The 25,698-nt window shown below is 41.0% G+C and carries 21 protein-coding genes; 13 read left to right on the forward strand and 8 right to left on the reverse strand.

The window, feature by feature from the left end; genetic code table 11:
• Positions 1 to 52: 52 nt before the first annotated feature.
• A complete protein-coding gene (locus F886_RS00530; RefSeq protein WP_000990662.1) occupies positions 53 to 973 on the reverse strand; it encodes a LysR family transcriptional regulator in 921 nt (306 codons plus the stop codon).
• Positions 974 to 1,211: 238 nt separating this feature from the next.
• Here F886_RS00530 and F886_RS00535 point away from each other — a divergent pair, with 238 nt between their 5' ends.
• From F886_RS00535 to ttdB, 3 genes are read left to right on the forward strand one after another with little or no spacing between them, the layout of a single operon-like run.
• A complete protein-coding gene (locus F886_RS00535) occupies positions 1,212 to 2,510 on the forward strand; it encodes an MFS transporter (RefSeq protein ID WP_005299307.1) in 1,299 nt (432 codons plus the stop codon).
• A 49-nt stretch (positions 2,511 to 2,559) separates the two neighbouring features.
• Positions 2,560 to 3,459 (forward strand): L(+)-tartrate dehydratase subunit alpha, encoded by a 900-nt coding sequence (gene ttdA, locus F886_RS00540; protein ID WP_002163154.1) that lies wholly within the window; start codon positions 2,560 to 2,562, stop codon positions 3,457 to 3,459.
• Entirely contained in the window at positions 3,456 to 4,064 is a 609-nt protein-coding gene (gene ttdB, locus F886_RS00545; protein WP_005299310.1) for a L(+)-tartrate dehydratase subunit beta, read from the forward strand. The genes ttdA and ttdB overlap by 4 nt, the downstream gene beginning before the upstream one ends.
• A 46-nt stretch (positions 4,065 to 4,110) precedes the next feature.
• On the opposite strand, the gene F886_RS00550 is transcribed toward ttdB, so the two are convergent.
• The gene (locus F886_RS00550; RefSeq protein ID WP_081402044.1) at positions 4,111 to 5,124 is read right to left on the reverse strand and encodes an AraC family transcriptional regulator; all 1,014 of its coding nucleotides are present in this window, start codon (positions 5,122 to 5,124) and stop codon (positions 4,111 to 4,113) included.
• Positions 5,125 to 5,259: 135 nt separating this feature from the next.
• Here F886_RS00550 and F886_RS00555 point away from each other — a divergent pair, with 135 nt between their 5' ends.
• From F886_RS00555 to F886_RS00570, 4 genes are all read left to right on the forward strand, one after another.
• Positions 5,260 to 6,747, forward strand: a complete 1,488-nt coding sequence (locus F886_RS00555; protein ID WP_034590567.1) for a flavin-containing monooxygenase — start codon at positions 5,260 to 5,262, stop codon at positions 6,745 to 6,747.
• A 44-nt stretch (positions 6,748 to 6,791) separates the two neighbouring features.
• Positions 6,792 to 7,646 (forward strand): SDR family NAD(P)-dependent oxidoreductase, encoded by an 855-nt coding sequence (locus tag F886_RS00560; RefSeq protein ID WP_005299318.1) that lies wholly within the window; start codon positions 6,792 to 6,794, stop codon positions 7,644 to 7,646.
• A 72-nt stretch (positions 7,647 to 7,718) separates the two neighbouring features.
• Complete coding sequence (locus tag F886_RS00565) at positions 7,719 to 8,612, forward strand: alpha/beta hydrolase (protein ID WP_005299321.1); 894 nt, start codon at positions 7,719 to 7,721, stop codon at positions 8,610 to 8,612.
• 28 nt (positions 8,613 to 8,640) lie between these two features.
• The gene (locus F886_RS00570; protein WP_005299324.1) at positions 8,641 to 10,311 is read left to right on the forward strand and encodes a GMC family oxidoreductase; all 1,671 of its coding nucleotides are present in this window, start codon (positions 8,641 to 8,643) and stop codon (positions 10,309 to 10,311) included.
• 65 nt (positions 10,312 to 10,376) lie between these two features.
• Here the strand turns inward: F886_RS00570 and F886_RS00575 are convergent, their stop codons facing one another.
• From F886_RS00575 to F886_RS00585, 3 genes are all read right to left on the reverse strand, one after another.
• Complete coding sequence (locus tag F886_RS00575; RefSeq protein ID WP_005299328.1) at positions 10,377 to 12,575, reverse strand: OsmC domain/YcaO domain-containing protein; 2,199 nt, start codon at positions 12,573 to 12,575, stop codon at positions 10,377 to 10,379.
• A 251-nt stretch (positions 12,576 to 12,826) separates the two neighbouring features.
• Positions 12,827 to 14,107 (reverse strand): OprD family outer membrane porin, encoded by a 1,281-nt coding sequence (locus F886_RS00580; protein ID WP_005299331.1) that lies wholly within the window; start codon positions 14,105 to 14,107, stop codon positions 12,827 to 12,829.
• 31 nt (positions 14,108 to 14,138) lie between these two features.
• Positions 14,139 to 15,485, reverse strand: a complete 1,347-nt coding sequence (locus F886_RS00585; protein ID WP_005299333.1) for an MFS transporter — start codon at positions 15,483 to 15,485, stop codon at positions 14,139 to 14,141.
• A 373-nt stretch (positions 15,486 to 15,858) separates the two neighbouring features.
• On the opposite strand from F886_RS00585, the gene F886_RS00590 reads away from it, so the two are divergent.
• The 5 genes from F886_RS00590 to F886_RS00610 all read left to right on the forward strand — a co-directional run bounded on the left by F886_RS00590 (position 15,859) and on the right by F886_RS00610 (position 21,991).
• Entirely contained in the window at positions 15,859 to 17,544 is a 1,686-nt protein-coding gene (locus F886_RS00590) for an arylsulfatase (protein WP_005299336.1), read from the forward strand.
• Positions 17,545 to 17,569: 25 nt separating this feature from the next.
• Positions 17,570 to 18,523, forward strand: coding sequence for a formylglycine-generating enzyme family protein (locus F886_RS00595; protein WP_081402046.1), 954 nt, complete (start codon positions 17,570 to 17,572; stop codon positions 18,521 to 18,523).
• Positions 18,524 to 18,535: 12 nt separating this feature from the next.
• Positions 18,536 to 19,723, forward strand: coding sequence for an OprD family outer membrane porin (locus tag F886_RS00600; RefSeq protein WP_005299340.1), 1,188 nt, complete (start codon positions 18,536 to 18,538; stop codon positions 19,721 to 19,723).
• Positions 19,724 to 19,957: 234 nt separating this feature from the next.
• Positions 19,958 to 21,034, forward strand: coding sequence for an aromatic ring-hydroxylating dioxygenase subunit alpha (locus F886_RS00605; RefSeq protein ID WP_005299343.1), 1,077 nt, complete (start codon positions 19,958 to 19,960; stop codon positions 21,032 to 21,034).
• 12 nt (positions 21,035 to 21,046) lie between these two features.
• Complete coding sequence (locus tag F886_RS00610) at positions 21,047 to 21,991, forward strand: PDR/VanB family oxidoreductase (protein WP_005299346.1); 945 nt, start codon at positions 21,047 to 21,049, stop codon at positions 21,989 to 21,991.
• 43 nt (positions 21,992 to 22,034) lie between these two features.
• Here the strand turns inward: F886_RS00610 and F886_RS00615 are convergent, their stop codons facing one another.
• From F886_RS00615 to mhpT, 3 genes are all read right to left on the reverse strand, one after another.
• On the reverse strand, positions 22,035 to 22,727 hold the full coding sequence (locus tag F886_RS00615; RefSeq protein WP_081402045.1) for a GntR family transcriptional regulator: 693 nt from the start codon (positions 22,725 to 22,727) through the stop codon (positions 22,035 to 22,037).
• Between the two features lie 109 nt (positions 22,728 to 22,836).
• A complete protein-coding gene (locus tag F886_RS00620; RefSeq protein WP_005299352.1) occupies positions 22,837 to 23,292 on the reverse strand; it encodes a MarR family winged helix-turn-helix transcriptional regulator in 456 nt (151 codons plus the stop codon).
• Between the two features lie 70 nt (positions 23,293 to 23,362).
• Positions 23,363 to 24,595, reverse strand: coding sequence for a 3-(3-hydroxy-phenyl)propionate transporter MhpT (gene mhpT, locus F886_RS00625; RefSeq protein WP_005299355.1), 1,233 nt, complete (start codon positions 24,593 to 24,595; stop codon positions 23,363 to 23,365).
• 248 nt (positions 24,596 to 24,843) lie between these two features.
• Between mhpT and F886_RS00630 the strand changes: the two genes are divergently transcribed.
• Positions 24,844 to 25,683: a p-hydroxycinnamoyl CoA hydratase/lyase gene (locus tag F886_RS00630; RefSeq protein WP_171056853.1), complete on the forward strand. Its 840-nt coding sequence runs from the start codon at positions 24,844 to 24,846 to the stop codon at positions 25,681 to 25,683.
• The last annotated feature ends 15 nt before the right edge of the window (positions 25,684 to 25,698 follow it).

The raw sequence follows: 25,698 nt of genomic DNA on the forward strand, positions 1-25,698 counted from the left end.
AAAGCCAACTTAGACTTTAAGTTGGCTTTTTTAATCAAGATTAATACCATCATTACCAGCTTGAACGCGGCTCTGGCCCATCGACATGCTGATTTAAAAATTGGCGCAAATGATCTAAAAAGTGCGCGACTTTAGGTGACAGATTAAGTCTCTCTAAATACACCGCATAGACATCTGCTGGTGGTGTTTCATAGTCCGCTAACACCTGAACCAATCTACCACTTCTTAAATATTTCGCTACGTCCCACTCTGCTCGCATCAAAATTCCGTAGCCTTCTAAAGCCCAATTTAATGCGACTGCCCCATCATTGGTACTCAGTTGCCCATGAACTTTAACAGTTTCAACTTGTTTGCCATGACTCAACCGCCAATTCCCATAAGCTGAATCATTTTGCCGAATCACAATACACTGATGCTGCGTTAAATCATGAGGAGTGAGTGGTTGCCCTGCTGTTTTTAAATAGCTAGGTGATGCACATAATAAACGGCGGTTGGCTGCCAATTTTTTGGCAATGAGACGCGAATCGGGTATTTCACCAAAGCGGATTGACACATCAATGGCTTCATCTGGCAGATTAATCGGGCGATCAGTTAAATGCAGTTGGACATCGACATCAGGATAGATTTTGGCAAATGTAGAAATCGCTGGAGCAATATAAGAACGACCAAAGCCTAAAGGCGCATTCACACGCAATACCCCTTTGGGTGCTGCTCGACTACTTGAAACCAAACGCTCCATTTCATCGATCTCTTTTAAAATACGAACCGCATTTTCAAAGTAGACCTCACCTTCACTGGTTAAGCTAATTCGGCGTGTTGTTCTATTTAAAAGCCTTACTCCCAAACGCTCTTCAAGTTGAGTTAAACGTCTAGAAACCGCAGGTGGGGTCAAGTTTAACTCTCGTGCCGTTGCGACAAGACTTCCTTGTTTAACCAATAAACAAAAGAAAGCTAATTCCGTATCTGCGTTCATGATTATTAAGTTTTTTGCAATAGTGATTTAACTTTATATCGATTCATCAGTTTTTTAAAGGGTTTAACATCCATTTCATTGTTTCCCGACATAAGCCGTCTCTTGTTTAAGAGCATAAAAACGTCCGCAGAAGGAATGCTGTGGATGAACGGGAAAAAGCCATCTAGCCGAATGAAGAGCGGTAAAGAAAGCGAAAACTACCAATCAGGATTGGTAGTCATGAATATGGAGTCATGACATGGAAATGGATATTGAAAAGCGAACGTTACGTCGGATCACATGGAGAATCGTACCGTTTATTATGTTGTTATACCTTGTAGCCTATATCGACCGCGTCAATATTGGCTTTGCAGCACTCACCATGAAAGAAGATCTAGGTTTTACCGCCTCAGTTCTCGGGTTTGGTGCCGGAATTTTCTTTTTGGGCTATTTCTTATTTGAAGTCCCATCCAACATTATTTTGCATAAAGTCGGTGCCCGCATCTGGATTGCTCGAGTCATGGTGACTTGGGGTCTGATTGCAGCGGGAATGGCATTTGTAGAAAGCTCAACCAGCTTTTACGTTATGCGATTTTTACTCGGTGTTGCCGAAGCGGGTTTCTTTCCCGGCATTATTTTGTACTTAACTTACTGGTTTCCTGCACGCCATCGCGCTGGTGTGATTGCTTTATTTATGGCAGCCGCCCCAATTGCCACAGCAGTTGGTTCACCAATCTCAGCCGCGTTACTTGAAATGCATGGAATTTGGGGACTCGCTGGCTGGCAATGGATGTTCATTATTGAAGCAATACCAGCACTCATCTTAGGCGTTGTGGTTTTTAAATATATGACTGACCGTCCTGAACAAGCCACTTGGTTAAAACAGGATGAACGCGAATGGCTTGTAAAAACCATGAAGGAAGAAGATGTAGGGAAAAATGCACCTCAGCATCACAGCATTCTTCGCGGTCTTGCCAACCCACGAGTACTTGCCCTTGCATTGATTTATTTCGGAACGTCAGCTGGGCTTTATACCCTCGGCATCTGGGCACCACAAATTATTAAACAGCTTGGCGTAACGTCTATGACTGTCGGGCTTTTAAATGCCATTCCACCAATCGTTTCTGTCATTGCCATGGTTTTATGGTCTCGACACTCTGACCGTACCAATGAACGTACATGGCATGTTGCTCTTGCATGTTTAACCGCAGCAGTTGGTCTCGCAATTGCAGCTGGAACACACAATGTCATTGGATTAATTGCAGCACTTACCATTGTGAATGTCGGTATTAGCTGTGCCAAACCACCTCTATGGAGCATGCCAACCATGTTCTTATCAGGATCAGCCGCAGCAGCAGGCATTGCCACGATTAACTCAATCGGAAATTTAGGTGGATTTGCAGGCCCTGCCATGATCGGCTGGATTAAAGATCAAACTGGAGATTTCACAGGTGGGCTCTATTTTGTTGCAGGCCTACTCATTATCTCGACCTTACTGACACTAGTGCTGAGCTTCTCCCAAAAAGTGAAAGTAAACACTGCCAAAGCCACCCAATAACTCTATTTACATCAATTAGATCTGAACAAGTTTCTTCAAGGAGCACAACATGGACAAAGATATTGCAGTCCAGTCCCTTACGGACACCATGGCCAAATTTACGGCTTATATTGGAAAACGCTTACCTAAAGATGTGAAAAGTAAGTTAATTGAACTTCGTACTTTAGAAACCAATCCTCTTGCTAAATCAGTTTATGATTCGATGGAAGAAAATCAGCAAGCTGCAGATAAACTCAACCGGCCAAGCTGCCAAGACACGGGTGTCATTCAATATTTCGTTGAAGCAGGTGCTAACTTCCCTTTGCTTGGTGAGCTTCAAGATATTTTGAGCGAAGCAACTGCTGAAGCAACACGCATCGGTCCATTACGTCACAACGCGGTTGAAACCTTTGATGAAAAAAATACGGGCACTAATACGGGTACCCAAATTCCATGGTTAGACTGGCGTATTGTGCCTGAACTCGACACTTGTACCATTGATGTCTATATGGCTGGTGGTGGTTGTACCCTACCGGGTGCAGCAAAAGTTTTAATGCCAGGTCAAGGCTATGAAGGTGTTGCTGAATTTGTGATGGATGTTATTACCGAACGCGGTGTAAATGCTTGTCCACCGTTACTGGTTGGTGTGGGCGTATCAACTTCGGTTGAAACCGCAGCTCGTCTTTCTAAACTCGCCATTATGCGTCCGGTTGACTCAACAAGTGATAATCCACGCGCTGCCTTAATGGAACAACTGTTAGAACAAGGTCTTAATGAAATTGGTATTGGCCCGCAGGGACTCACAGGGAATAACAGTGTGATGGGAGTCAATATTGAATCTTCTGCACGCCACCCATCAACCATTGGGGTTGCCGTAAATACAGGTTGTTGGGCACATCGCCGTGGCAAAATTAAGATTAACCCAGATATGTCGTATGAAATCTTGTCTCATGAAGGAGTTGTACTATGAAAAAAATTCTGACAACTCCTATTAAAGATGAAGATCTTTTAGACCTTAAAGTCGGTGATGTCGTTTATTTGACTGGCCGTTTGGTAACTTGTCGTGACGTTGCCCATCGCAGACTGATCGAACAAGGTCGAGAACTGCCAGTTAATCTGGAAGGCGGAGCGATTTTTCATGCTGGCCCTATTGTGCGTAAAAAAGGTGAAAACGACTTCGAAATGGTTTCGATTGGCCCAACAACCAGTATGCGAATGGAAAAATTTGAACGAGAATTTATCAAACAAACTGGAGTTAAGCTTATTGTAGGTAAAGGCGGCATGGGGCCAGAAACAACTGCTGGATGTCAGGAAAATATTGCCGTTCATGCGATTTTCCCAGGCGGCTGTGCGGTACTCGCAGCAACCTTAGTTGAAGAGATTGAAGGCGCTGAATGGCAGGATTTAGGTATGCCAGAAACCCTTTGGATTAACCGTGTGAGAGAATTTGGTCCGCTCATTATTTCTATCGATACTAAAGGTAACAACCTGATTCAACAAAACAAAGTTGAATTTCAAGCCAAGAAAGCCCCGATTTTAGAAAAAATCAGCAAGCAATTGAGCTTTATTAAATAAACCACTCTTTAGATGAAGGGAGAGCAAAAGCGCTCTTCATCTTTTTTTATTTTTGTACTAAACGCATCGCATGAGGTGTTTTCCCATGCCATCTTTTATAAGCATGAATAAAACTGGCAGGTTCTGCATAACCTAACCACTCGGCAATCTGCTCAACCGAAGCTTTTGGTAATGCCAAATATTGCTCAGCTAGAACCTGTCTGACTTCTTCGCGGATCTGAATAAAAGTCATTCCTTCAGATGCCAAATGACGGCGTAAAGTACGAACATTTAAATGCAAACGTTCAGCCACGATTTCCATAGAAGGCATTTCCCCTCGCACGTTCATCAATTGCTGTTGCACTAAGGTTGTAAATTTATTTTGTGATTGACGCTTATCTAAAATTTGTCGACATTGTTCTTCGGCTGTATGTAGCACCAGCTCATTTGCCATTTGCAGCTTTTGATTAATTTTCTGTGCATCAAGCAGAACAAAACTTTTGCTAGAACCAAATTCAGGCATCACCCCAAATAATTTTTCATAAGCCTCTAAATGATCTGTAGGTTCAAAAGAAAAAGCCAAATATTGGCAAAAGTTATCTTGTACGAGGTCGCGTTGCACCGTAATAAGAGCAGCAGCATCGCGTTCAATAATAAATTGCCTAACCAAAGATGGAATTCCTTCCTCTTCAATATCGACACGTGTTCCTGCATCAGTATCTGAAACTAAAAAACGGGTAAACGCAAAAGTAAGTGAAAAATAAGTGAGAGCTAAATCTAGTGCTTCACGAATGCTGGCACTACTCATCAGTGCCATGCCTAATGGCCCAAATGTTGTGAAATGATAGCGTGTACCTACTTCTAAGCCCAACACTGGTCGGTCTGGAAACTGTGCAACCAGATTATGAATGAGCTGTAATTCCTGTTGCCCTGACACCACCATATTCGGGTCAAGCAACTGTTGTTGAGTCAATCCTGTTCCATCTAAAATGGTCTGATAAGAAGCTCCTGCTTCTACTGCAAAATCAGCCATGAGTCGGACACTATGTATGCTGCGTTCAAATGCCCAAGCGTACGTCACTGTACTTTCCAAAATGTCCTCGAATCACAATATTTTGTCCTCATCCATCCTCTAAATCAAGTTAATAAACGTCTATTCTGCATACAGGAAATTGCGATTCTTTCGCCCACTGTTTTTAAGGATTTAGAGCAGCCTATGTTTAATTCGTCGACTAATTCAAATAAAAATGTACGCATCGCCATTATTGGCACTGGCTTTGGTGGTCTAGGACTTGCCATTCGTCTCAAACAAGCAGGTTTTGAACAATTTACCCTATTTGAAAAAGCTGCCGATGTTGGTGGTGTTTGGCGTGACAATACGTATCCGGGCGCTGCATGCGACGTGCCTTCTCATCTGTATTCTTTTTCTTTTGAACAGGAACTTGGTTGGAAAAACCGTTTTGGTACCTCTCAAGAGATTTATCAATATTTACGTCACTGTGCCGATAAATATGACATTCGTCCACATGTTCAATTTAATACTGAAATAGCCAGTGCCGAATTTGACGTGCTGCAAGGTGTATGGCACATCCAAAGTACAACTGGTGAACAGTTTGAAGCTGAATTCTTGGTGGGTGCGGTAGGCCAACTCAACCGCCCTGCCTATCCAAAACTTAAAGGTATTGAAAACTTTAAAGGTAAGGCATTTCACTCAGCACGTTGGGATCATGACTATGACTTAACTGGCAAACGTGTTGCAGTGATCGGTACAGGTGCAAGCGCAATTCAATTTGTACCTGAAATTGCAAAACAAGTAGCACATCTAGACGTTTATCAACGCTCAGCACCTTACGTGATTCCAAAACCAGATCGGGTTTACCAACCTTTAGAGAAAAAGGCTTTCCGTAAATTACCTATTTTGCAAAGTCTGGACCGTGCCTTGCAATATGGACACCATGAAATTCGCCTACTTGCTTTTACAACTTCTCTTAATGAAATGCCTTTGGTGGAATATTTATTCCAACGCCACATCCGTAAAGTCGTTAAAGATGGGAAGTTACGCCACCGTTTAATGCCTGACTATCCAATTGGTTGTAAACGTATTTTAATCTCTAACCATTGGTATGAAACACTGACTCAGCCTCATGTCGATGTGATTAATACTGGCATTCAAGAAATTACCGAAAATGGCATTTTAGATACGGAAGGAAATCTGCGTGAAATCGATACCATTATTTATGGTACGGGCTTTGCCGCAACGGAATTTATGGCGCCCATGCAGATTACAGGTCTTGATGGTCGCACCTTAAAAGATACATGGAAAGATGGTGCAGAAGCTTATCTCGGCTTAACTGTGAGCGGCTTTCCAAACTTCTTTATGCTTTATGGTCCAAACACCAATCTTGGGCACAACTCAATTGTTTATATGATTGAAAGCCAAGTGAATTATATTTTAGATGCCATTCAAACAACCCTACAAAACAAACTTCTGTTCACCAATGTTCGTGCAGAAGTTCAACATGAGTTTAATCAAAGCATTCAAGAAAAAATGAAAAAAACTGTCTGGGCACAAGGTTGTACCAGTTGGTATCAAACTGCGGATGGTAAAAATACCAATAACTGGCCGGGTTTTACCCTTGAATATCGACAACGTACTCGCCGCTTCGATGTTGAAAACTACACTCAGGTTTCGGCTATTTCTTAAACAAGCTTCACCATAGGAAATGAGAAAAATAAACGGAGAATTTTATGAAGTCTTTTAAAAATAAAGTCGCAGCTGTGACAGGTGCTGGCTCTGGTATTGGACAAGCAATTGCTATAGCACTCGCAAAACAAGGTTGCCATCTGGCACTTTCCGATATTAGTGAAGCGGGATTAGCTAAAACAGTCGAGCTGTTAACGCCTTATTCAGTCAAAGTAACCACTCAGAAAGTCGATGTGGCTAAACGTGATGAAGTTGCAACTTGGGCAAAGGTAGTTGTAGATGAACATGGCCAAGTTAACCTGATTTTTAATAATGCTGGTGTCGCAATAGGTAGCACCGCTGAAGGCGTGAGCTACGAAGATCTTGAATGGCTGATTGGTATTAATTTTTGGGGTGTGGTTTATGGTACCAAAGAATTTTTGCCTTACTTAAAGCAAAGTGGTGATGGGCATATTATTAATATTTCCAGTATGTTTGGCTTAACAGCTCAACCGACTCAAAGTGCTTATAACGCCAGTAAATTTGCTGTTCGTGGCTTTACTGAATCATTACGCCAAGAACTTGATATGCAAAATGCTGGTGTGAGCGCGACTTGTGTGCATCCGGGTGGTATTCGCACCAATATTGCAAAAGCTGCCCGCATGAATAATAGCGTCCAGTCTTTGGGAATGGACCCTCTAAAAAGTCAGGATGCTTTCGATAAATTACTTCGCACCCCTGCTGATGATGCAGCTCAACAAATTTTGGAAGCTGTTCGCAAGAATCGTCGCCGTTTACTCATTGGAGCCGATGCGAAAGCCGTTGATGTGATTCAACGTATTCTTCCTCAGGGTTATCAAAAGATTTTTGCAACCGCGACTGCCTTGCAAACTCGTCTACTCAACAAATCAGCAAAATAAAAACAGTGGTCAGCATACTCTTTATTTTAAGAGATGCTGACTGAGATTAAATGCTTAGTATGAGTCCTTATTATGAAGCAGCTTCTTGCATGGACTATTCGTACCACGCTACGTCCAGCTTTATCCCCTAAAACACCACTTAAGCTACAACGTTTTTGTAGCGATGCAGCCAGTGCAATTGTGCTTGGGCCACGTGGCTATAAAACAAAAAAGCAAACAATTGATCAAGTACCGACAGTTCATATTCAGCCCAAAACGACTCAATCAGGCCTCGGCATCTTGTATTTACATGGCGGTGGCTATGTGGTGGGTAGCTCAAAAAGTCACACTAAGCTTGCTGCTCAAACTGGACATGCAGCTCAAGCACAAGTCTGGTTACCTGAATATCGTCTAGCCCCAGAGCACACAAGTCCTGCTGCTATTGAAGATGTGGTTGCAGTCTATAAAGCTCTACTTGCTCAAGGGCAGGACCCGAAAAAACTCGTGATCGCTGGCGATTCTGCGGGCGGTGGACTGACTTTAAGTACTGCAATTGCGATACGGGACGCAGGGTTACCTTTACCAGCGGCTTTAGTTTTACTCTCGCCTTGGGTTGACTTAAGTCTTTCAGGAAACACGATGAAAACTCATGCAGCTCAAGATGCGATGTTGTCAGAAGACTGGTTAGCGTGGTGTGCAAAAAACTATTGCGGACAAAAATCGACAACCGATCCAACCTGTTCCCCACTCTATGCCGACTTAACTGGATTACCGCCTGTTTTAATTCATGTCGGTACCGAAGAAGTTTTATTAGATGATGCAAAACGTCTTGCTGAACAAACTGGAAAATACGGCATTCCGACGAACTTTAGGATTTATGACCAAGTCGGACATGTTTTTCAGTTCCACACAGGTATACTAAAAGAATCTAATGACTCGATTGAGCGCATTGGGCAATTCATTGATAAGCATACACAGTCAATATAAAAAATAATCGCCAGAGAGGAGCCTCGGCATGACAACAAACAATTATGACTATGATTATCTCATTATTGGTTCAGGCTTTGGTGGTAGTGTTTCTGCTTGCCGTCTAACCGAAAAAGGTTACTCAGTTGCTGTAATGGAAATGGGGCGTCGTTGGAAAGCCGAGGATTTTGCGAAAAATAACTGGAATTCCCGCCGTTGGATTTGGCGTCCGGGCATGAAGCTTTTCGGCTATTTCAATATGCGCTTTTTTCGCCATGTCACTATTATTTGCGGGAATGCCGTAGGTGGAGGTTCAATTACCTATGCCAATACCCTACTCGTTCCACCTGAACATATTTGGGACGAAGGCACATGGGCAGATGCTGCGGACTGGAAAAATGAAATGCCCCAGCACTATGCAGAAGCAGAACGTATGCTTGGGGTGACGGATAATAAAATTTTTGGTCCAGCTGACCATATGCTCAAACAAATGGGTGAAGCTATCGGCGTGGGTCACACATTTAAACCGACTCGTGTTGCGACTTTCTTCCCACCCGAAGGTGAACAAGGCGGCAAAACCTACCCTGACCCATATTTTAACGGTGAAGGTCCAGACCGTGCGACATGTACCGCATGTGGCGGTTGTATGACAGGTTGTAAACACAACGCAAAAAACACTTTGGATAAAAACTATTTGTACTTTGCCGAAAAAAATGGTGCCAAGGTTTATGAAGAAACCAAAGTTGTTGATGTTAAACCACTCAATGGTAAAGCAGATGGCAGTGATGGCTATGAAGTAACCACTGAATGCTCGACCTCATGGTTTAATAAACAGCGTCGTACATGGCGAGTACGCAACGTGATTTTCTCGGCATCTTCTTTGGGTACTCAAGAGATGTTGTTCCGCTTAAAGCAGTCTGGTTCACTGCCAAATATTTCCGATGACTTGGGTAATCGAGTTCGTACCAATGCCGAATCTATTTTAGGGGTTCGTTTCTTTGGTAAAGATGTCGACATGAGCAAAGGTGTTGCCATTGGTTCAAGTATTTACATCGACCATGACACTCATATTGAGGCAACTCGTTACCAAACTGGCTCAGATGCTATGGGCCTCATGTGTACTTACATGGCTAAAGGCAAACCGGGTTGGACGCGTATTTTCTTTTGGTTATGGGCCTTAATCTGCCATCCATTTATTTTCCTTCGCATGAGTAATCCTGTCAGTTTTGCACGCCAGACTTTAATTTTCTTGGTGATGCAAACAGCAGATGCCTCTATTAATATGCGCTTGAAACGTAATTGGTTCTGGCCTTTTGGTAAGGTGTTATCGAGCGAAGGTAAAAAACTACCTGTATATATTCCACAGGCCAATGCTTTTACTGAAAAAGTCGCAAAAATGTTTAATGGTCACCCAATGACGACTATTACCGAAATTTTGTTTAACGTACCTTTTACAGCCCACTGTATGGGAGGTTGTGCAATTGCTTCAAGTCAAGAACGTGGCGTGGTAGATGGACAAAACCGTGTCTTTAACTATAAAAACTTATACGTTGTGGATGGTTCAATGTTAGGTGCCAATTTGGGCGTTAACCCAAGTCTTACCATTACAGCTCTTGCGGAACGTGCAATGTCTTATATTCCCGCTAAGCATACTTTGGATGAACAGCAAGATCATAGAGTAGAGGCAGAAACCATAGAGATTACCAAAGCTTCTGCCTAAAATAGAAATTTGTTTTATAAAAAAAGCCTATTAAAAAAATAGGCTTTTTTCTCTCGCTTTTTAAATTACATCGCTACGGCTTTAGCACGGGCTGCATGCAATTTTTTATAGCTCTCGATCAGACGTAAATGGCGATCAAGTCCTTCTAGTTTCATGCTTGTTGGTGTTAAACCATAGAAACGAACGCTACCATCGACAGAACCTAATACTGCGTCCATTCGTGTATCACCAAACATACGACGGAAGTTAGTCAGATAGTCTTCAAGCTCTAGTTCTTCATCTAACATTACTTCCAGCACCACATTCATGCACTGATAGAACAAGCCACGCTCAACGGTGTTGGTGTTATATTGCAAGTAAGTTTCGACGAGCTCTTTTGCTTCTTCAAATTGTTGTAAAACAACATAAATTAGCAATTTCAATTCTAAGATGGTGAGCTGTCCCCAAACTGTATTGTCATCAAACTCAATACCAATCAGCGTGGTGATTTCAGTGTAATCGTCTAACTCGCATTCCTCTAAGCGCTCAACCAATGCCTCAAGCTGCTCATCATCCAAACGATGCAGATTTAGAATATCTTCACGGAATGAAAGTGCTTTATTGGTATTGTCCCAAATCAAATCTTCAACAAGATAAATTTCTGAGTAATCCGGTACTAAAATACGGCAAGCAGTCGCACCTAAGTGCTCATAGACTGCCATATATACTTCTTTGCCCATCTCTTCGAGAATGCCGAATAATGTTGCAGCTTCTTCTGCATTCGACTCTTCGCCTTCGCCAGAAAAATCCCATTCAACAAAGTCATAGTCAGATTTAGAGCTAAAGAAGCGCCAAGATACCAAACCGCTTGAGTCAATAAAGTGCTCAACAAAGTTGTTCGGCTCAGTGACCGCATTACTTTGGAAAGTCGGTTGTGGTAAATCATTTAAGCCTTCAAAACTACGACCTTGAAGTAATTCTGTCAGACTACGTTCCAACGCGACTTCAAAACTTGGATGTGCACCGAAAGATGCAAACACCCCACCCGTACGTGGGTTCATTAAAGTCACACACATTACAGGGAACTGGCCACCTAACGATGCATCTTTAACTAATACAGGGAAACCTTGCTCTTCTAGACCTTTAATACCAGCTACAATACTTGGGTATTTTGCTAATACGTCTTCAGGAACATCTGGAAGTGCAATTTCACCTTCTAAAATTTCACGTTTAACAGCACGTTCAAAAATTTCTGACAAGCATTGAACTTGGGCTTCTGCCAAAGTGTTGCCCGCACTCATACCATTACTTAAGTACAAGTTTTCAATTAAATTTGATGGGAAATATACAACTTCATCGTCAGACTGGCGTACAAAAGGTAACGAGCAAATGCCGCGCTCTACGTTGCCTGAGTTGGTGTCATATAAATGTGTACCAAGTAACTCATCATCTGGGTTGTAAATCTCAAGACAGTATTCATCTAGGATTTCTTTAGGTAATTCACCATTTGGACCCGGTTTAAACCATTTTTCATCTGGATAATGTACAAATTCAGCATTGGCAATTTCTTCACCCCAGAACTGGTCGTTATAGAAGAAGTTACAGTTTAAACGCTCAATAAACTCGCCTAATGCAGACGCTAAAGCACTTTCTTTAGTTGCACCTTTACCATTGGTGAAACACATTGGAGACTGTGCATCACGAATATGTAACGACCATACATTTGGCACGATATTACGCCAAGACGCGATTTCAATCTTCATGCCCAAATTTGCCAAAATGGCAGACATATTGGCAATAGTTTCTTCTAATGGCAGGTCTTTACCTTGAATATAGGTATGGCTTTCTGAAGTTAAGCTTGGCAATAACAATGCTTGTGCATCTGCATCGATGCTTTCAACTTCTTCAATAATAAATTCAGGACCCGTTTGAATCACTTTTTTAACAGTACAACGGTCAATCGAACGTAAAATCCCTTGGCGATCTTTCTCTGAAATATCGGCTGGTAATTCAATTTGAATTTTAAAGGTTTGCTTATAGCGGTTTTCAGGATCAACAATATTATTTTGCGATAAACGAATATTATCGGTTGGGATATCTCGAGCGGCACAATACACTTTTACAAAGTACGCTGCGCACAATGCTGATGATGCTAAAAAGTAGTCAAATGGGCCCGGTGCCGAACCGTCACCCTTATAGCGAATTGGTTGATCGGCAATTACCGTAAAGTCATCGAACTTAGCTTCCTGTCGAAGATTGTCGAGATAATTAACCTTGATTTCCATGCTGGCACCTAAATATTTTTATGTGTCAGCACAGACACATAAAATTCTAAATATTGAAAAATAAGCCGAATCACAGCGAAGAAATTGACTTAAAAAAATGAGAGATTAAAGCCATGTGTTTAATGAGAGACTCAATTGGCTTTAATAAGATTGGCGGTATTATAGAGGGATTTTGTGCAGTTGATAACTAAAGTTAAAACATTGCTGCTCACAATGTTTTAACTTGTCTTTAATTTAATAAATATTGAACATTAAAATTTAAAGGTGTAATCGACATTTAACCGCGTTTCATTTGTCGAGTGAAAGGTCATATTCGTTGGCATATCGTTGCGGTAGTGAGAAAAACGGGCTCGCATTCCCAATCCTTTTAGCTTACCTTCAGGAATTTTATAGCCCAAATCAAATTCCATCGACTCCTCTTTAAAACGCTGATCGCCATATTGCAATAAATCAATGTCTTCACCTTTTGCATAGCGAGTCATAAAACGCAGTCCGTTTAATGAAACATCACCTACCCGCGCATTTTTAAAGTCATATTCATAACGAATCGAATAGACTTTTTCGTCTTTATTTGAGTAGTCCGAACTCATAAAATCAAGCACGACTGGACTTTCAGTTCCCGACAAAAATGGCAGACCAGTCGAGCCAAACGACTGCATGTAGCCCAAAGAAACTGTATGGTTTTGATAGTTCAAACCAAATAAGCCACTAATATGTCGGTTATCAACTTCTCCAATTTTTTTGCTTCCAGTTTCTTCGCTATTAAAAAAACGCACGTCGCTTAAAAAATTAAGCTGATCATTTAAAGGTTGTTTGCCGTTAAAACCTAAAAACTGTTGTTGGTAAATGTCTTTCAGTTCAGCATGATAAGCCCGTAGACGATAATCCTTTAACTGATAGCTTCCACCTAAGGTATAAAACGAGTCTGTAGTTGCCGCTTTGTCAAAACGATGGTTGATATTGTCTGTTCCAACATCGGTATAACGAATTGAATCGCGCTGGCGCACTTCATCGACATAAAAGCCTTCGAGTTGAAGATTTGAAATTTCATTTGAAACAAAGCGGATACCACGATAAGTCTGAGGGAACAAACGCGCTGGCGATGAAAATATAGTTGGTAATTGTGGAACTAAATCCCCCACAAAAAGCTCATTTTTTCTAAATTTAGCCTTCCCTGTAATGCCTATTTTTCCATAATAGTCGTCACGCGAGTTATCGGTATTCACTGGTAATAAGCCACTACGCGCATAGTCATCAGCACGGCTTCCCATCAGGTTAAAACCTGCCATTGCCAATACATCAACTCCGAAACCAACTGTCCCTTCGGTATAACCAGACTGTCCTTTAAAAATTAAACCCTGCGCCCAATCTCTGGCTGCTGTATAGGGATATGGATCTTTTTTATAGTCTCGGTCAAAGTAAAAATTACGTAATGTCAGCTCAGCTTTACTGTCTGCAATAAACTCGGCATGTACAACTTGACTAAATAATGGGCACAAGCATACCCCCACCCATAATGGTGTCTTTTTCATTTTTTATCTCAACTATTTAATTTTTAATGGATTAAGGTGCTGTTTTAAGAGAGTAGTTTTGCTCTTTTTGACTGCGGTAAAAAGCATTACCTAAACTTAAAATCAGAAAAATAGCCAAAATAAAGACCACACCGTAATAGGCATACAGTGTTGCGGGTGCTATACCTTTATCCAGAAAAATGCCTGCGACCGTTGGCGATAAAATTGCCCCAATTCGTCCAAAACCAATTGCATAGCCCACGCCACGACTACGGACTTCAGCATCATAAATTGTTGGAGAAATCGAATATAAACCTGCCACACAGCCATTAATGAGTGTGCCAAGTAATAACCCCACCATGAGTGCAATGCTCACTTGAGATGAGACAGCGACAAATAGGAAAACACATGCCGAGGTTAGTCCTAAAAATAGACTTAAGGCATAGAAAATTTTCATGCGTGATGCCAATAAACCAATAATGGCTGCCCCGAAAATCCCGCCAATACTAATTAAAATGCCGGTACTTACGCCTTGATGTGGCGACATCCCCATTGAAATAAGAATTTTCGGTGTCCAGCTCATCACAAAGTAAAAGCCAAACATCACTAAAAAGAATGCAAACCACAAACAAAGTGTTTGGAATCCAAGTTGTCCAGCAAATAGTTTGCCCAGCTCACTGCCATTTTGCGTGCTTAGTTTTTCATAACGCGGCATAACTGGTAATTCGTTTAGCCCCATACGATTTACAGTTGCATTAATTCGTTCTAATGCCTGTTTGGGTCGTTTCGCGAGTAGGTAATCTAAAGATTCTGGTAATAACCATGCGCTGATTAGCAGCATTGCAATGGTAGTAATGCCACCTGCTAAAAAGATTGAGCGCCAACCTAAATGCTCAATCAATGCCAATGATAGTACCCCGCCAAGTGTCGCACCAATTCCGTAACCGGTAGACATTAAGCTCACAGCAAGACTGCGCCAGCGAGCATTAGCATATTCACTTGCCAGTACATTACTACTCGCAAGAATGCCGCCCACCCCAATTCCGGTAATAAACCGAAGTGCAGCCAACATGCCGTGGCTTTGTACAAAAGCACAGCCCAACATGCTCAGACCTGCAATGACAAGACAAACTAAGATGAGTAAACGACGACCGATTTTATCGGCTAAAGGCGCGAGAAAAATGGAACCAGCAGCCATCCCAAAAAGGCCTGAACTGAGCAACAAACCAATTTGCGCCCCTGAAAGTGACCATTCTGCTGACACGGATGGAGCGGTAAATGCCATTACCATCACGTCAAAGCCATCAATAATATTGAGACAAATACAGATCAAAATGACGAACCATTGGTAACGGCTCATGTTGTTTTGATTGATCTCACTTAGAACGTCTCTTTCCATTTGTGTATCTCCCTTGGATAAGACATACACACGACATTGCTAATATGAGCGATTGGGTGGTTATGCATATCCGTATCCATAATGACCTAGAGGAATATTTGTTTTTTGAGCATCCTGCTCTTTTTCTATACTGAATATTTGGATCCAAAAAATCAACTAAAATTATAAATGGATTATTAAAAAGTATATAAACACATAAATTATATAAGTATAAAATTATTAAAAACATAAAATTAGGATGCTTGAATATTTTTATGGATCCATATTAAAAAATCTATTATGATCGATTCCAGAGCATTTTTTAGCCAAAAAAAGCTCAGTTTATTTCCAGGAAATGCAAGATGCTTTTTTAAAACATCAAAGGATTGTTGTTATGAAACTCAAAAGAGTAAGCCAGCTTACATTGGGACTTTTTTTTGCCAGCCAATTGTTTTACACAACGCAAGCAGCACCTCCAAAAAATCAACAACCACCCAATATCATGATTATTTTGGCCGATGATCTTGGATTTTCAGATATTGGTGCTTATGGTGGCGAAATTAAAACTCCTCATATTGATAGTTTGTTAAAGCAAGGAAAAATGCTTTTTAATTTTCATGCTTCATCAATGTGTTCACCTACTCGTGCACAGCTTATGACAGGTGCAGATAACCACTTGGTGGGTTTAGGTGCCATGTATGAAACGTCAAAACGACAAGAAAAATTGGTTGGAGCCGATAGCCCGCGTGCACTACTCAAAATTGATGGCTATTCAGGACACTTAACGCAAAATGCTTACACACTCGCAGAGATTTTAAAGACAAAAGATTATTACACCTTCATGGTTGGTAAATGGCACTTAGGCTATGCTCCCGAGCAAAACCCTAAAGCCCGTGGTTTTGATCAATCTTTTGCTCTGCTCGATGGCTTCGATTTACATTTTAAAGACCAACCCAAAAACTATCCGCGTAATACTCAATACACAGAAAATGGTCAAAAGACCACTTTGCCTGACAACTACTACTCGACCGACTTTTTTACACAAAAAGCGTTTGAGTACTTAGACAAAAATAAAGCGCAAAAACCATTTTTTGCCTACCTAGCCTATACCGCTCCACACTGGCCCCTACAAGCACCTGCTCATTATAGAGACTTATACAAAGGTAAATACGATCAAGGCTACGATGCGATTCGTAAACAGCGCTTTGAAAGACAAAAGAAATTAGGATTAATTCCTGCAAATGCAGAATACCCAGTCGAGCGTGGTAACCAAGCTTTAGGCACAAAAAGCTGGAATGAACTCACCCCACAAGAGCGCAAATACGAAGCACGTAAAATGGAAGTTTATGCGGGCATGGTTACCCAGTTAGACGACCGCGTGGGTGATGTCATTCAATATCTTAAAAAGCATCATTTATATGACAATACTTTAATTGTATTTATGTCAGATAACGGCGCTGAAGGCGGCGATCATAATTTCCCAATGGGTGATGCCGACAATCGCTATGAAAATATAGGTAACGCTAGCTCATATCTATACATGGGACCACGATGGGCCGAAGTCAGCAGTACGCCATTTACTTACTGGAAATCAGCCGCTTCAGAAGGCGGAGTACGAGTTCCATTTATTGTTAAATCACCTGTTCAGATTTCTAAACAACATGGAATTAACAATAACTTTGCGACAGTCAGAGATATATTCCCAACTGTGATGGAGCTAGCTGGTATTCAAAATAATCAGGTTTATCCAACTTCAAGCACCAAAATTAAACCATCTGGTTTTAGTCTGATCCCTGCGTTTAAAGATAATACTGCCCGTATTCGCCCTGTTAATTATTATGACTTTAAAGAACTACATGGCAGCCGCTACGCTAAAACTGACGAATGGAAACTTGTTGAAAACTCACCTTCTAAATTTAAGAGCCATGGCTGGGAACTCTACAATTTAAAAACAGATTTTAATGAGCAACATAATGTTTATGCAGAACATCCAGAGATCGTCAAAGTCTTAAATGATAAATATTTAAGATATGCCGATGAAAATGGTGTTGTGGATTTTGAGCAATACAACAAAAAGTAGAGAAAACCAGATGAAACAGATCATGATGCTTTCATCGTTTCTCTTACTTTGTGCGTGCCAAAAAACCACACCTCAACTAGAACAGACCACATTGCCCGACCTAGGCACTAAAGCTAAATGTAATTCTTATTCGGGCCTTCCTTCGGGTTGGCCTAAAAATAAAGAAGCAGGCATGGTCAAGCTTTCGCAAGGAAAAATTGTTTTAGGCACCACACAAGGTTATGAAGATGAACGCCCATTAAATTTACAGGCAACTTCCGTTCCCGCTTTTTTAATTGATGCAACTGAAGTCACCAATGCTCAATTTCAAGAGTTTGTTAAACAAACGGGTTATGTCACCGATGCAGAGAAGCAAGGCGGTGCGGCCATGTTTGTACAACCTGATCATCCAGTTGAAGAATTACAGTGGTGGAAATTTGAAAAAGGGGCCAATTGGAAACATCCATGGGGCCCAAACAACCCTAAACAACCCGCACCTCATGAGCCTGTTCGTATGGTGACATGGAATGATGCCTACGCTTATGCAAACTGGCTAGGTCATGACTTACCGACTGAGCTTGAGTGGGAATATGCCGCCAAAGGTTTTCAGCAAAATTCCGATATTGGCCCTACCCACGAAGGCCATATTGTAGCCAATTTCTGGCAAGGCGAATTTCCATACAAAAATGTTCAGGAAGATGGTTTTAAGGATGCTGCCCCTGTTGGTTGCTTTAGTAAAAACCCCTTTGGTTTGTATGACCTGATTGGCAACGTATGGGAATGGACGCAAACGCCCTATACAGGACCACGAGACCATCATATGGGAGATCCATCGAAATATCGGCAAAGTCACGAACAGATTTTGCAATATACGATTAAAGGTGGATCTTATTTATGCGCAACCAACTATTGCGCGCGTTATCGTGCTGCCGCGAGGCATCCACAGGAACTCGACCTTGCTACCAGCCATGTCGGTTTTAGAACAGTAAAACGCTTTTAAACGGATTTAAAAATGAAGCATATTTTTATTTATGGGATTTTCTTCTCAGGGACAACCCTTGCCTGCTGTTTAGCTCACAGTGAAGTAGATGTTAATTTTCAAAATACACTCACACTGAAAACATTCAACTTCGACAGACAATATGAAAATGGTACTAGCCCCGATACTCACAGCTTGAGTCAAGGCTTGATTTATCGTGGTGACTGGTCAACCAAACTGAATGAGGTTCAGCTCCACCTCAATCCAAGCATCCAATATGCATATCGCCTAAGTGACGACCAACACACCAACGATATGGTCATACCCTTTGACCCTAACACTAAGAAACAAGCACAAGATCAAGTTAAATATGGCTTAGGTGCTGGAGTTGAATATCAAAACTTTCGCATGAATATAGGGGAAATTATTCCCGACTCACCCCTTACCCCACAAGTCGATACACATCAATTACGGGTGAACTATAAAGGCTTAGAATTAAAATATAAGACACCACAACAAAATTTCGAGCTGGGTTTGATTAACCGTTATTCACCAAAAAATGAGGAGGATTACCACAAACTCGCCATTTCAAAATATGAATCTGACGGACTCTATTTCTTTCAATGGGATGGCAAAAGACCTCGATACCATTGGAAATTTTATAATGGTTACTTAACAAATCTCATCAATCAAAGTTACTTTGCTTTTGATTATCAATGGACAAAGCAGCACACCACAAAATTACGTGTGTTTCGCCATGATGATGTCGGTAAATCAAAGCTTGGTGAATATGACAATACATCTGTAGGGGCCATGCATTTCATTAAACATGGAAACTTTACAACTGGAATTGGCTATCAAGAAAACTTTGGCAAAGATGGTATTCCAAAACTCGACAATATGCCCATCCCGCACATGGTGAACTGGACCTTAGGCGCGTTTACCAAAGCAGATGAAAAATCTTATCATTTCGTTGCTTCGTATGACTTTAAAGACTATATCAAGGGTCTAAAAGTGACCTACAAATATATTTATGGCGACTCATTTCAAACAATGAATCAAAATGATTTTGAGCAAGAAAGTGATGTATTGATTCAGTACAACCTAAATGCTTGGATTAAAAATCTTAAGTTTCTTTTCTTAAATATTAACTACGACACCAAACATGGCAAAAGTCTGGATGAACAGCGCATGATGCTTCACTACACGGTTAATTTCTAAATCTCTACACTCCCATAATGGCTTAACCATAGCCATTATGGATCCAAATTAAGATAAATAAAAATTTATCCTCTAAAATTCAAAGTAAATACAAAAGTCTTTAATAGCAATTAAAAAATATACAAAACAACCAAATTAAAAAATCAATATTTTTAAAAAATATACTGCCTATCAATTGACCAATATTTTTATTTATTATAAATTGGATCCAATAAGTGATAAGGAGTCGTCACAATGTTTATTAAAAATGCTTGGTATGTTGCCTGCCGCCCAGAAGAAATCCAAGACAAACCATTAGGTCGCACTATTTGTGGTGAAAAAATTGTTTTTTATCGCGGTAAAGAAAACCAAGTTGCAGCCGTTGAAGATTTTTGTCCCCATCGCGGTGCCCCACTTTCACTTGGCTATGTCGAAGATGGCAACCTTGTATGTGGTTATCATGGACTAGTTATGGGTTGTGACGGAAAGACGGTTTCAATGCCAGCCCAACGTGTTAACGGTTTTCCTTGCAACAAATCATATGCAGTTGTTGAAAAGTTCGGTTTTATTTGGATATGGCCGGGCGAGAAAGCTTTAGCAGATGAAACAAAACTGCCAACTTTAGAATGGGCAGATCATCCTGAATGGAGCTATGGCGGAGGCCTGTTTCACATTCAGTGTGACTATCGCTTGATGGTCGATAACCTGATGGATTTAACCCACGAGACCTATGTTCATTCAAGCAGCATCGGACAAAAAGAGATTGATGAATCATTACCAGTCACTAAAGTTGATGGTGATCATGTCATTACCGAACGCTACATGGAAAATGTGATTGCACCTCCATTTTGGCAAATGGCCCTTCGCGGTAATCACTTGGCGGATAATGTACCTGTTGACCGTTGGCAACGTTGCCACTTCTTTGCGCCAAGCAATGTGCATATTGAAGTAGGTGTCGCGCATGCTGGACATGGTGGTTATCACGCACCAAAAGACAAAAAAGTTTCCTCAATTGTGGTCGATTTTATTACGCCAGAGACTGAAACTTCACATTGGTATTTCTGGGGAATGGCCCGCAACTTCCAACCTGATAACGCCGAACTCACCGATCAAATTCGTGAAGGCCAAGGTAAAATCTTTACTGAAGATTTAGAAATGCTGGAGCAACAGCAGCAAAACATTTTAAACAATCCACATCGCAAGTTACTGATGCTCAATATCGACGCAGGTGGTGTCCAGTCTCGTAAGGTGATTGAGCGACTGCTTGCCGAAGAAAATAAAACACCTCCTGAAACATCCGTACAGAAGTTTCCAAACATTCGGATTATTTAAAGGAGTATGAACATGGACGTTATTATTCAAAAAATTCACCAGCTTACCCCGACCATTCGTGCTTTTGAATTAGTCTCGGCAAATGGCACAGCGCTACCGAATTTTGAGGCAGGTGCACATATTGATGTGCATCTTAAAAACGGTCTCACCCGCCAATATTCACTTTCAAATTGTTGCAGTGAAAAGCATCGTTATGTCATTGGTGTTTTACATGATGCCAATTCACGCGGTGGTTCACGTTGCATCCACACTGAATATCGTGAAGGCGATCATTTAAAGATTGGTGAACCACGTAATTTATTTAAGATTCACCCTCAGACAAAACAGGCAGTTTTATTTGCAGGTGGTATTGGTATTACCCCTATTTTATCGATGGCGTATCGACTTAAGTCGGCCAATATACCTTTCGAATTGCACTACTTTGTTCGTAGTCATGAAATGATTGCTTTCTATGGCAACTTAACCGAGCACTTTGGTGACCAAGTTCATTTTCATATTCAAGATCAGCCAGATACCGAATGTAATATGGCAGAGGTTTTAGGCCAAGCTTCACCAAATAGACACTTATATGTATGTGGGCCTACAGGGTTTATGCAGTTTGTCATGAGCTCAGCCGAACAAGCTGACTGGCATAGCGATCAGTTACATCAAGAGCATTTTGTTGCTCAAAAGGTAGATACGTCCAACGATGAAGTTTTCACCATTGAAGTGAAAGGTACGGGCCGCCGAATTGAAGTATTACCAGAGCAGACAGCAACAGAAGCATTAATTGCAAATGGTTTTGATATTCCTGTTTCGTGTGAACAAGGTATTTGTGGTACATGTATTACCCGTGTGGTAGAAGGCACTCCAGATCATCGAGATATGTTCATGACCGATGAGGAACATGCATTGAATGACCAGTTTACGCCCTGCTGTTCTCGTGCAAAAACTAAACATCTTGTGATTGAGCTTTAATACCCAAGTTCCTTTATTCAGAAATAAAGGAACTTCTTTCACCTTAAGCACTGAGAACATTTCTTAGCGTTTCACCCAAAATCACCACACTACTGTGCTCACGCATTAAGGTTTCAGCACGTCCTGCCTGACGATGTACCAATGCATCAAAAATCGAGCAATGCTGTAAATGTGCATAGTGCAAACGGCGATATTCTGACAAAGCTCGGTTCTGGTCATAGGTAATAGCTTGAGCAGAAGCCATCGGTAATTGGTTGTTTTTTGCCAAGGCTTGTATGAGTGCGACGTTTTGCGCGCCCTCAATAATGGTGTCATGAAAAATGACGTTGAAATGGTGATAACGTTCGAGTTCAGCGTCGCCAAACTCGTCTTTATCATTAAATAGTTTTTCAGTTTCTTGAATGCAATGTTGGAGGGTCTTTTTCTGCTCTTCGCTTAAGCCTTGTTCTGCCAAAGTTTTCGCAGCTAATCCTTCCAGCACACCACGCACTTCAAGCGCATCATGAACAAGTTGTTCTGAAATTTCACGAACCGTGTAACCACGAGTTGGGTTCTTGATGAGAAGACCTTCTTGTTCGAGCAGCCGAAATGCAATACGAACAGGCTGTCTCGAAACACCAAGTAACTCGGCAGTGGGAATCTCAGCAATTCTGGCACCACCTTCAAGTTCCCCTGAAATAATCATTTTTCTTAATTTAAGTAAAACTTGTTGCCCTGAAGACATTTGCTGCCACACATTGTCAAAAACGTCACTTCGATGCTAACAACTTCATTTGCAAAATGAAATAAATTTTCTGTGTGAATCAGTGCTTGGGAATTTAGCTCGCCCCCAAAAACTCATTTATTTAAAAGCTTTTAAGATTATTCACCATGATATCGAGGTTATTACGAATTAAATAAGCCAGATTGATATCAATGCCTTCAAGCATCTTTTCTTCAACTTTTAATACAACTTCATTGCATTTATTGAGTTTTTCAACACCACTTTCGGTCAGTGTAATTAAAATACGGCGGCCATGCGTAGGATCAGGTTTCTTTTCAATCCAGCCATTGACCAGCAAATCTTGCAGAATTTTATTGGCAGATTGCGGCTTAATAAAAGAACGTTCAGCAAGTTTGGCATTGGATACATTACTTTTTGAAGCTAAAACAGAAAGCGCAGTAAATTGTGGCAAGGTAATTTCAAGCTCTTTTAAATGCTCTGTTAAATGTTTACTAATAATTCGGTCAACACGAGCAATCATGTAACTTAACTTAGGCTCATCTTCTACTTTTTTTTGAACTAAATTTGAACGTACCATAACCTTTCATTCATCATAAGAAAATCTGTAGTGAAAGTATGAGGTAATCACCCCATACTTTCGTTAAAACTTAGCGAGCACCTGAGCTTTGTACTAAATGTACAGGCTGTTTAGGTTTTTTGACAAGAAGTAATGCAGAGATCGCTGCAATTAAGATCACAGGAATGCTTGAACCAATCACAATGGTCGAGCTTTGTCCAAGTGAAAGTAAAAAACCAGCCATTAAAGGTCCGGCAAAAGAACCAATACGCCCAATTGCAACCGCTGAACCTACACCTGTTCCACGCATTTCGGTTGGATAATACATGGCAGCCAAACCGTATAATGCCGATTGTCCACCCACAATGAATAAGCCACAGCCCACTGCCGAAAGTGCAAGCAAAGCAACGGTTGGGGATATTGCTAAACAACAAAGCGAAAATAAAATGCCGAGATAAATCAGCTTAATCACAAAACTCATGCGTAATTTATCAAGTAATACACCCATGAGAATTGAACCTAAAATTCCACCAACGTTGTAGCCCATCTGTACATAGTTTGCCTGAAGTTTCGATAAGCCTTGCGCGCCCATCAGTAACGGCAACCAGTTCAACAAGAAATACAGTACAACGAGCGTACAGAAAAAACTGACCCAAAGCTGAATGGTCGACATACGACGTTCTTTCGCAAATAAAACTTCCAAGAATGGAGTCGTTTTTTGCGCTTGACCTTTACGTTGCAGGTAATCATTTGACTCAGGTAAAAAGCGCATAATCAGTGGAATGAGCAAAATAGGCGCAATCCCACCAATATAGAAAATATGACGCCACTCTGCATCACCTGCCAACGACATAGCAACGACAGAAGTAAGTAATCCACCAAAAGGAATACCGCTATACATGATGCTGACAGCAGTACCTTTATATTTATCAGATACAGCTTCAGATGCCAGTGTAATCATCATCGGAAGTGCCCCACCCATTCCTAAACCAGTACAAAAACGAATGAGTAACAGCAAACTAAAGTTAGCAGCATAAGCCGTTAGCAAAGACATAATTCCAAAAAGTAAAATACTAAAAATCAGAATTTTCTTACGCCCGACAATATCAGCAAACCTACCGCCCAATATGGCACCCGGTAGTGTTCCTAAAATTGCAGCACTAAATGCCCACGCCATCTGGCCATTGTCCAACATAAACTCAGCCCGCATTCTTGGAGCGGCTACCCCCATTGACTGAAGATCAAAACCTTCAAAAATTGCTATTGCAAAGCATAATAGCAACGTGATTTTTGCCCTTGCAGACTGTCCTAATATCTTTTCCATTGTGTTATCCCTTATTGACTAGTCGTTCCATTTAGCCCTTTGTGTATTATTGTTTAAACACACCAAAAATATCAGTTAAACTTACTAAAAAATCAACATATTTTTATATTAAATCAACAATAAAATTAATTAATATTTAAAATACAATGAATTATAAAATATTTATGAAATTTTATAAAAAAGACTTGAATGTAAGTTTAACTGATATTAAATTAAATCCCAGAACAGCTAAAAATCATTCAAGGAGTATGAAGATGAGTTATGAAAACCGCTGGGAAACAGTAGATGTTAAAGTTGAAGATGGAATTGCATGGGTAACACTAAACCGCCCAGAAAAGAAAAATGCCATGAGCCCAACACTCAACCGTGAAATGATTGATGTACTTGAAGCGATAGAACTTGATCAAAATGCACGTGTGCTTGTGTTGACAGGTGCAGGCGATTCTTGGACAGCAGGCATGGACTTAAAGGAATATTTCCGTGAAGTCGATACGCAGCCTGAAATTTATCAAGAGCGTATCCGCCGCGACTCATGCCGTTGGCAGTGGCAACTTCTTCGCATGTATTCAAAACCAACCATTGCTATGGTCAACGGCTGGTGCTTTGGAGGCGGTTTCTCACCTTTAGTGGCTTGTGACCTCGCAATTGCAGCAGATGAAGCAACTTTCGGTTTATCTGAAATTAACTGGGGTATCCCACCGGGTAACCTTGTAAGCAAAGCAATGGCAGACACTGTTGGTCACCGTGCCTCTTTGTACTACATCATGACGGGTAAAACCTTTAGTGGTAAAGAAGCTGAAACCATGGGCCTTGTGAACAAAAGTGTACCGCTTGAACAGCTAAAAGCTGAAGTGACTGAGCTTGCAAACTGTCTACTTGAGAAAAACCCTGTGGTTCTTCGTACCGCTAAAAATGGATTTAAGCGTTGTCGTGAACTGACTTGGGATCAAAACGAAGACTACTTATATGCCAAACTTGATCAATGTATCCACCGTGATACAGAAAATGGCCGTCAAGAAGGTTTGAAACAATTTTTAGATGAAAAATCAATTAAACCGGGTTTACAGAGCTATAAACGTACTGGTTAACTTTTGATTCTCTAA

Origin of the sequence: Acinetobacter sp. NIPH 542 (genome assembly GCF_000369825.1) — a bacterium.
GTDB lineage: Bacteria > Pseudomonadota > Gammaproteobacteria > Pseudomonadales > Moraxellaceae > Acinetobacter > Acinetobacter oleivorans.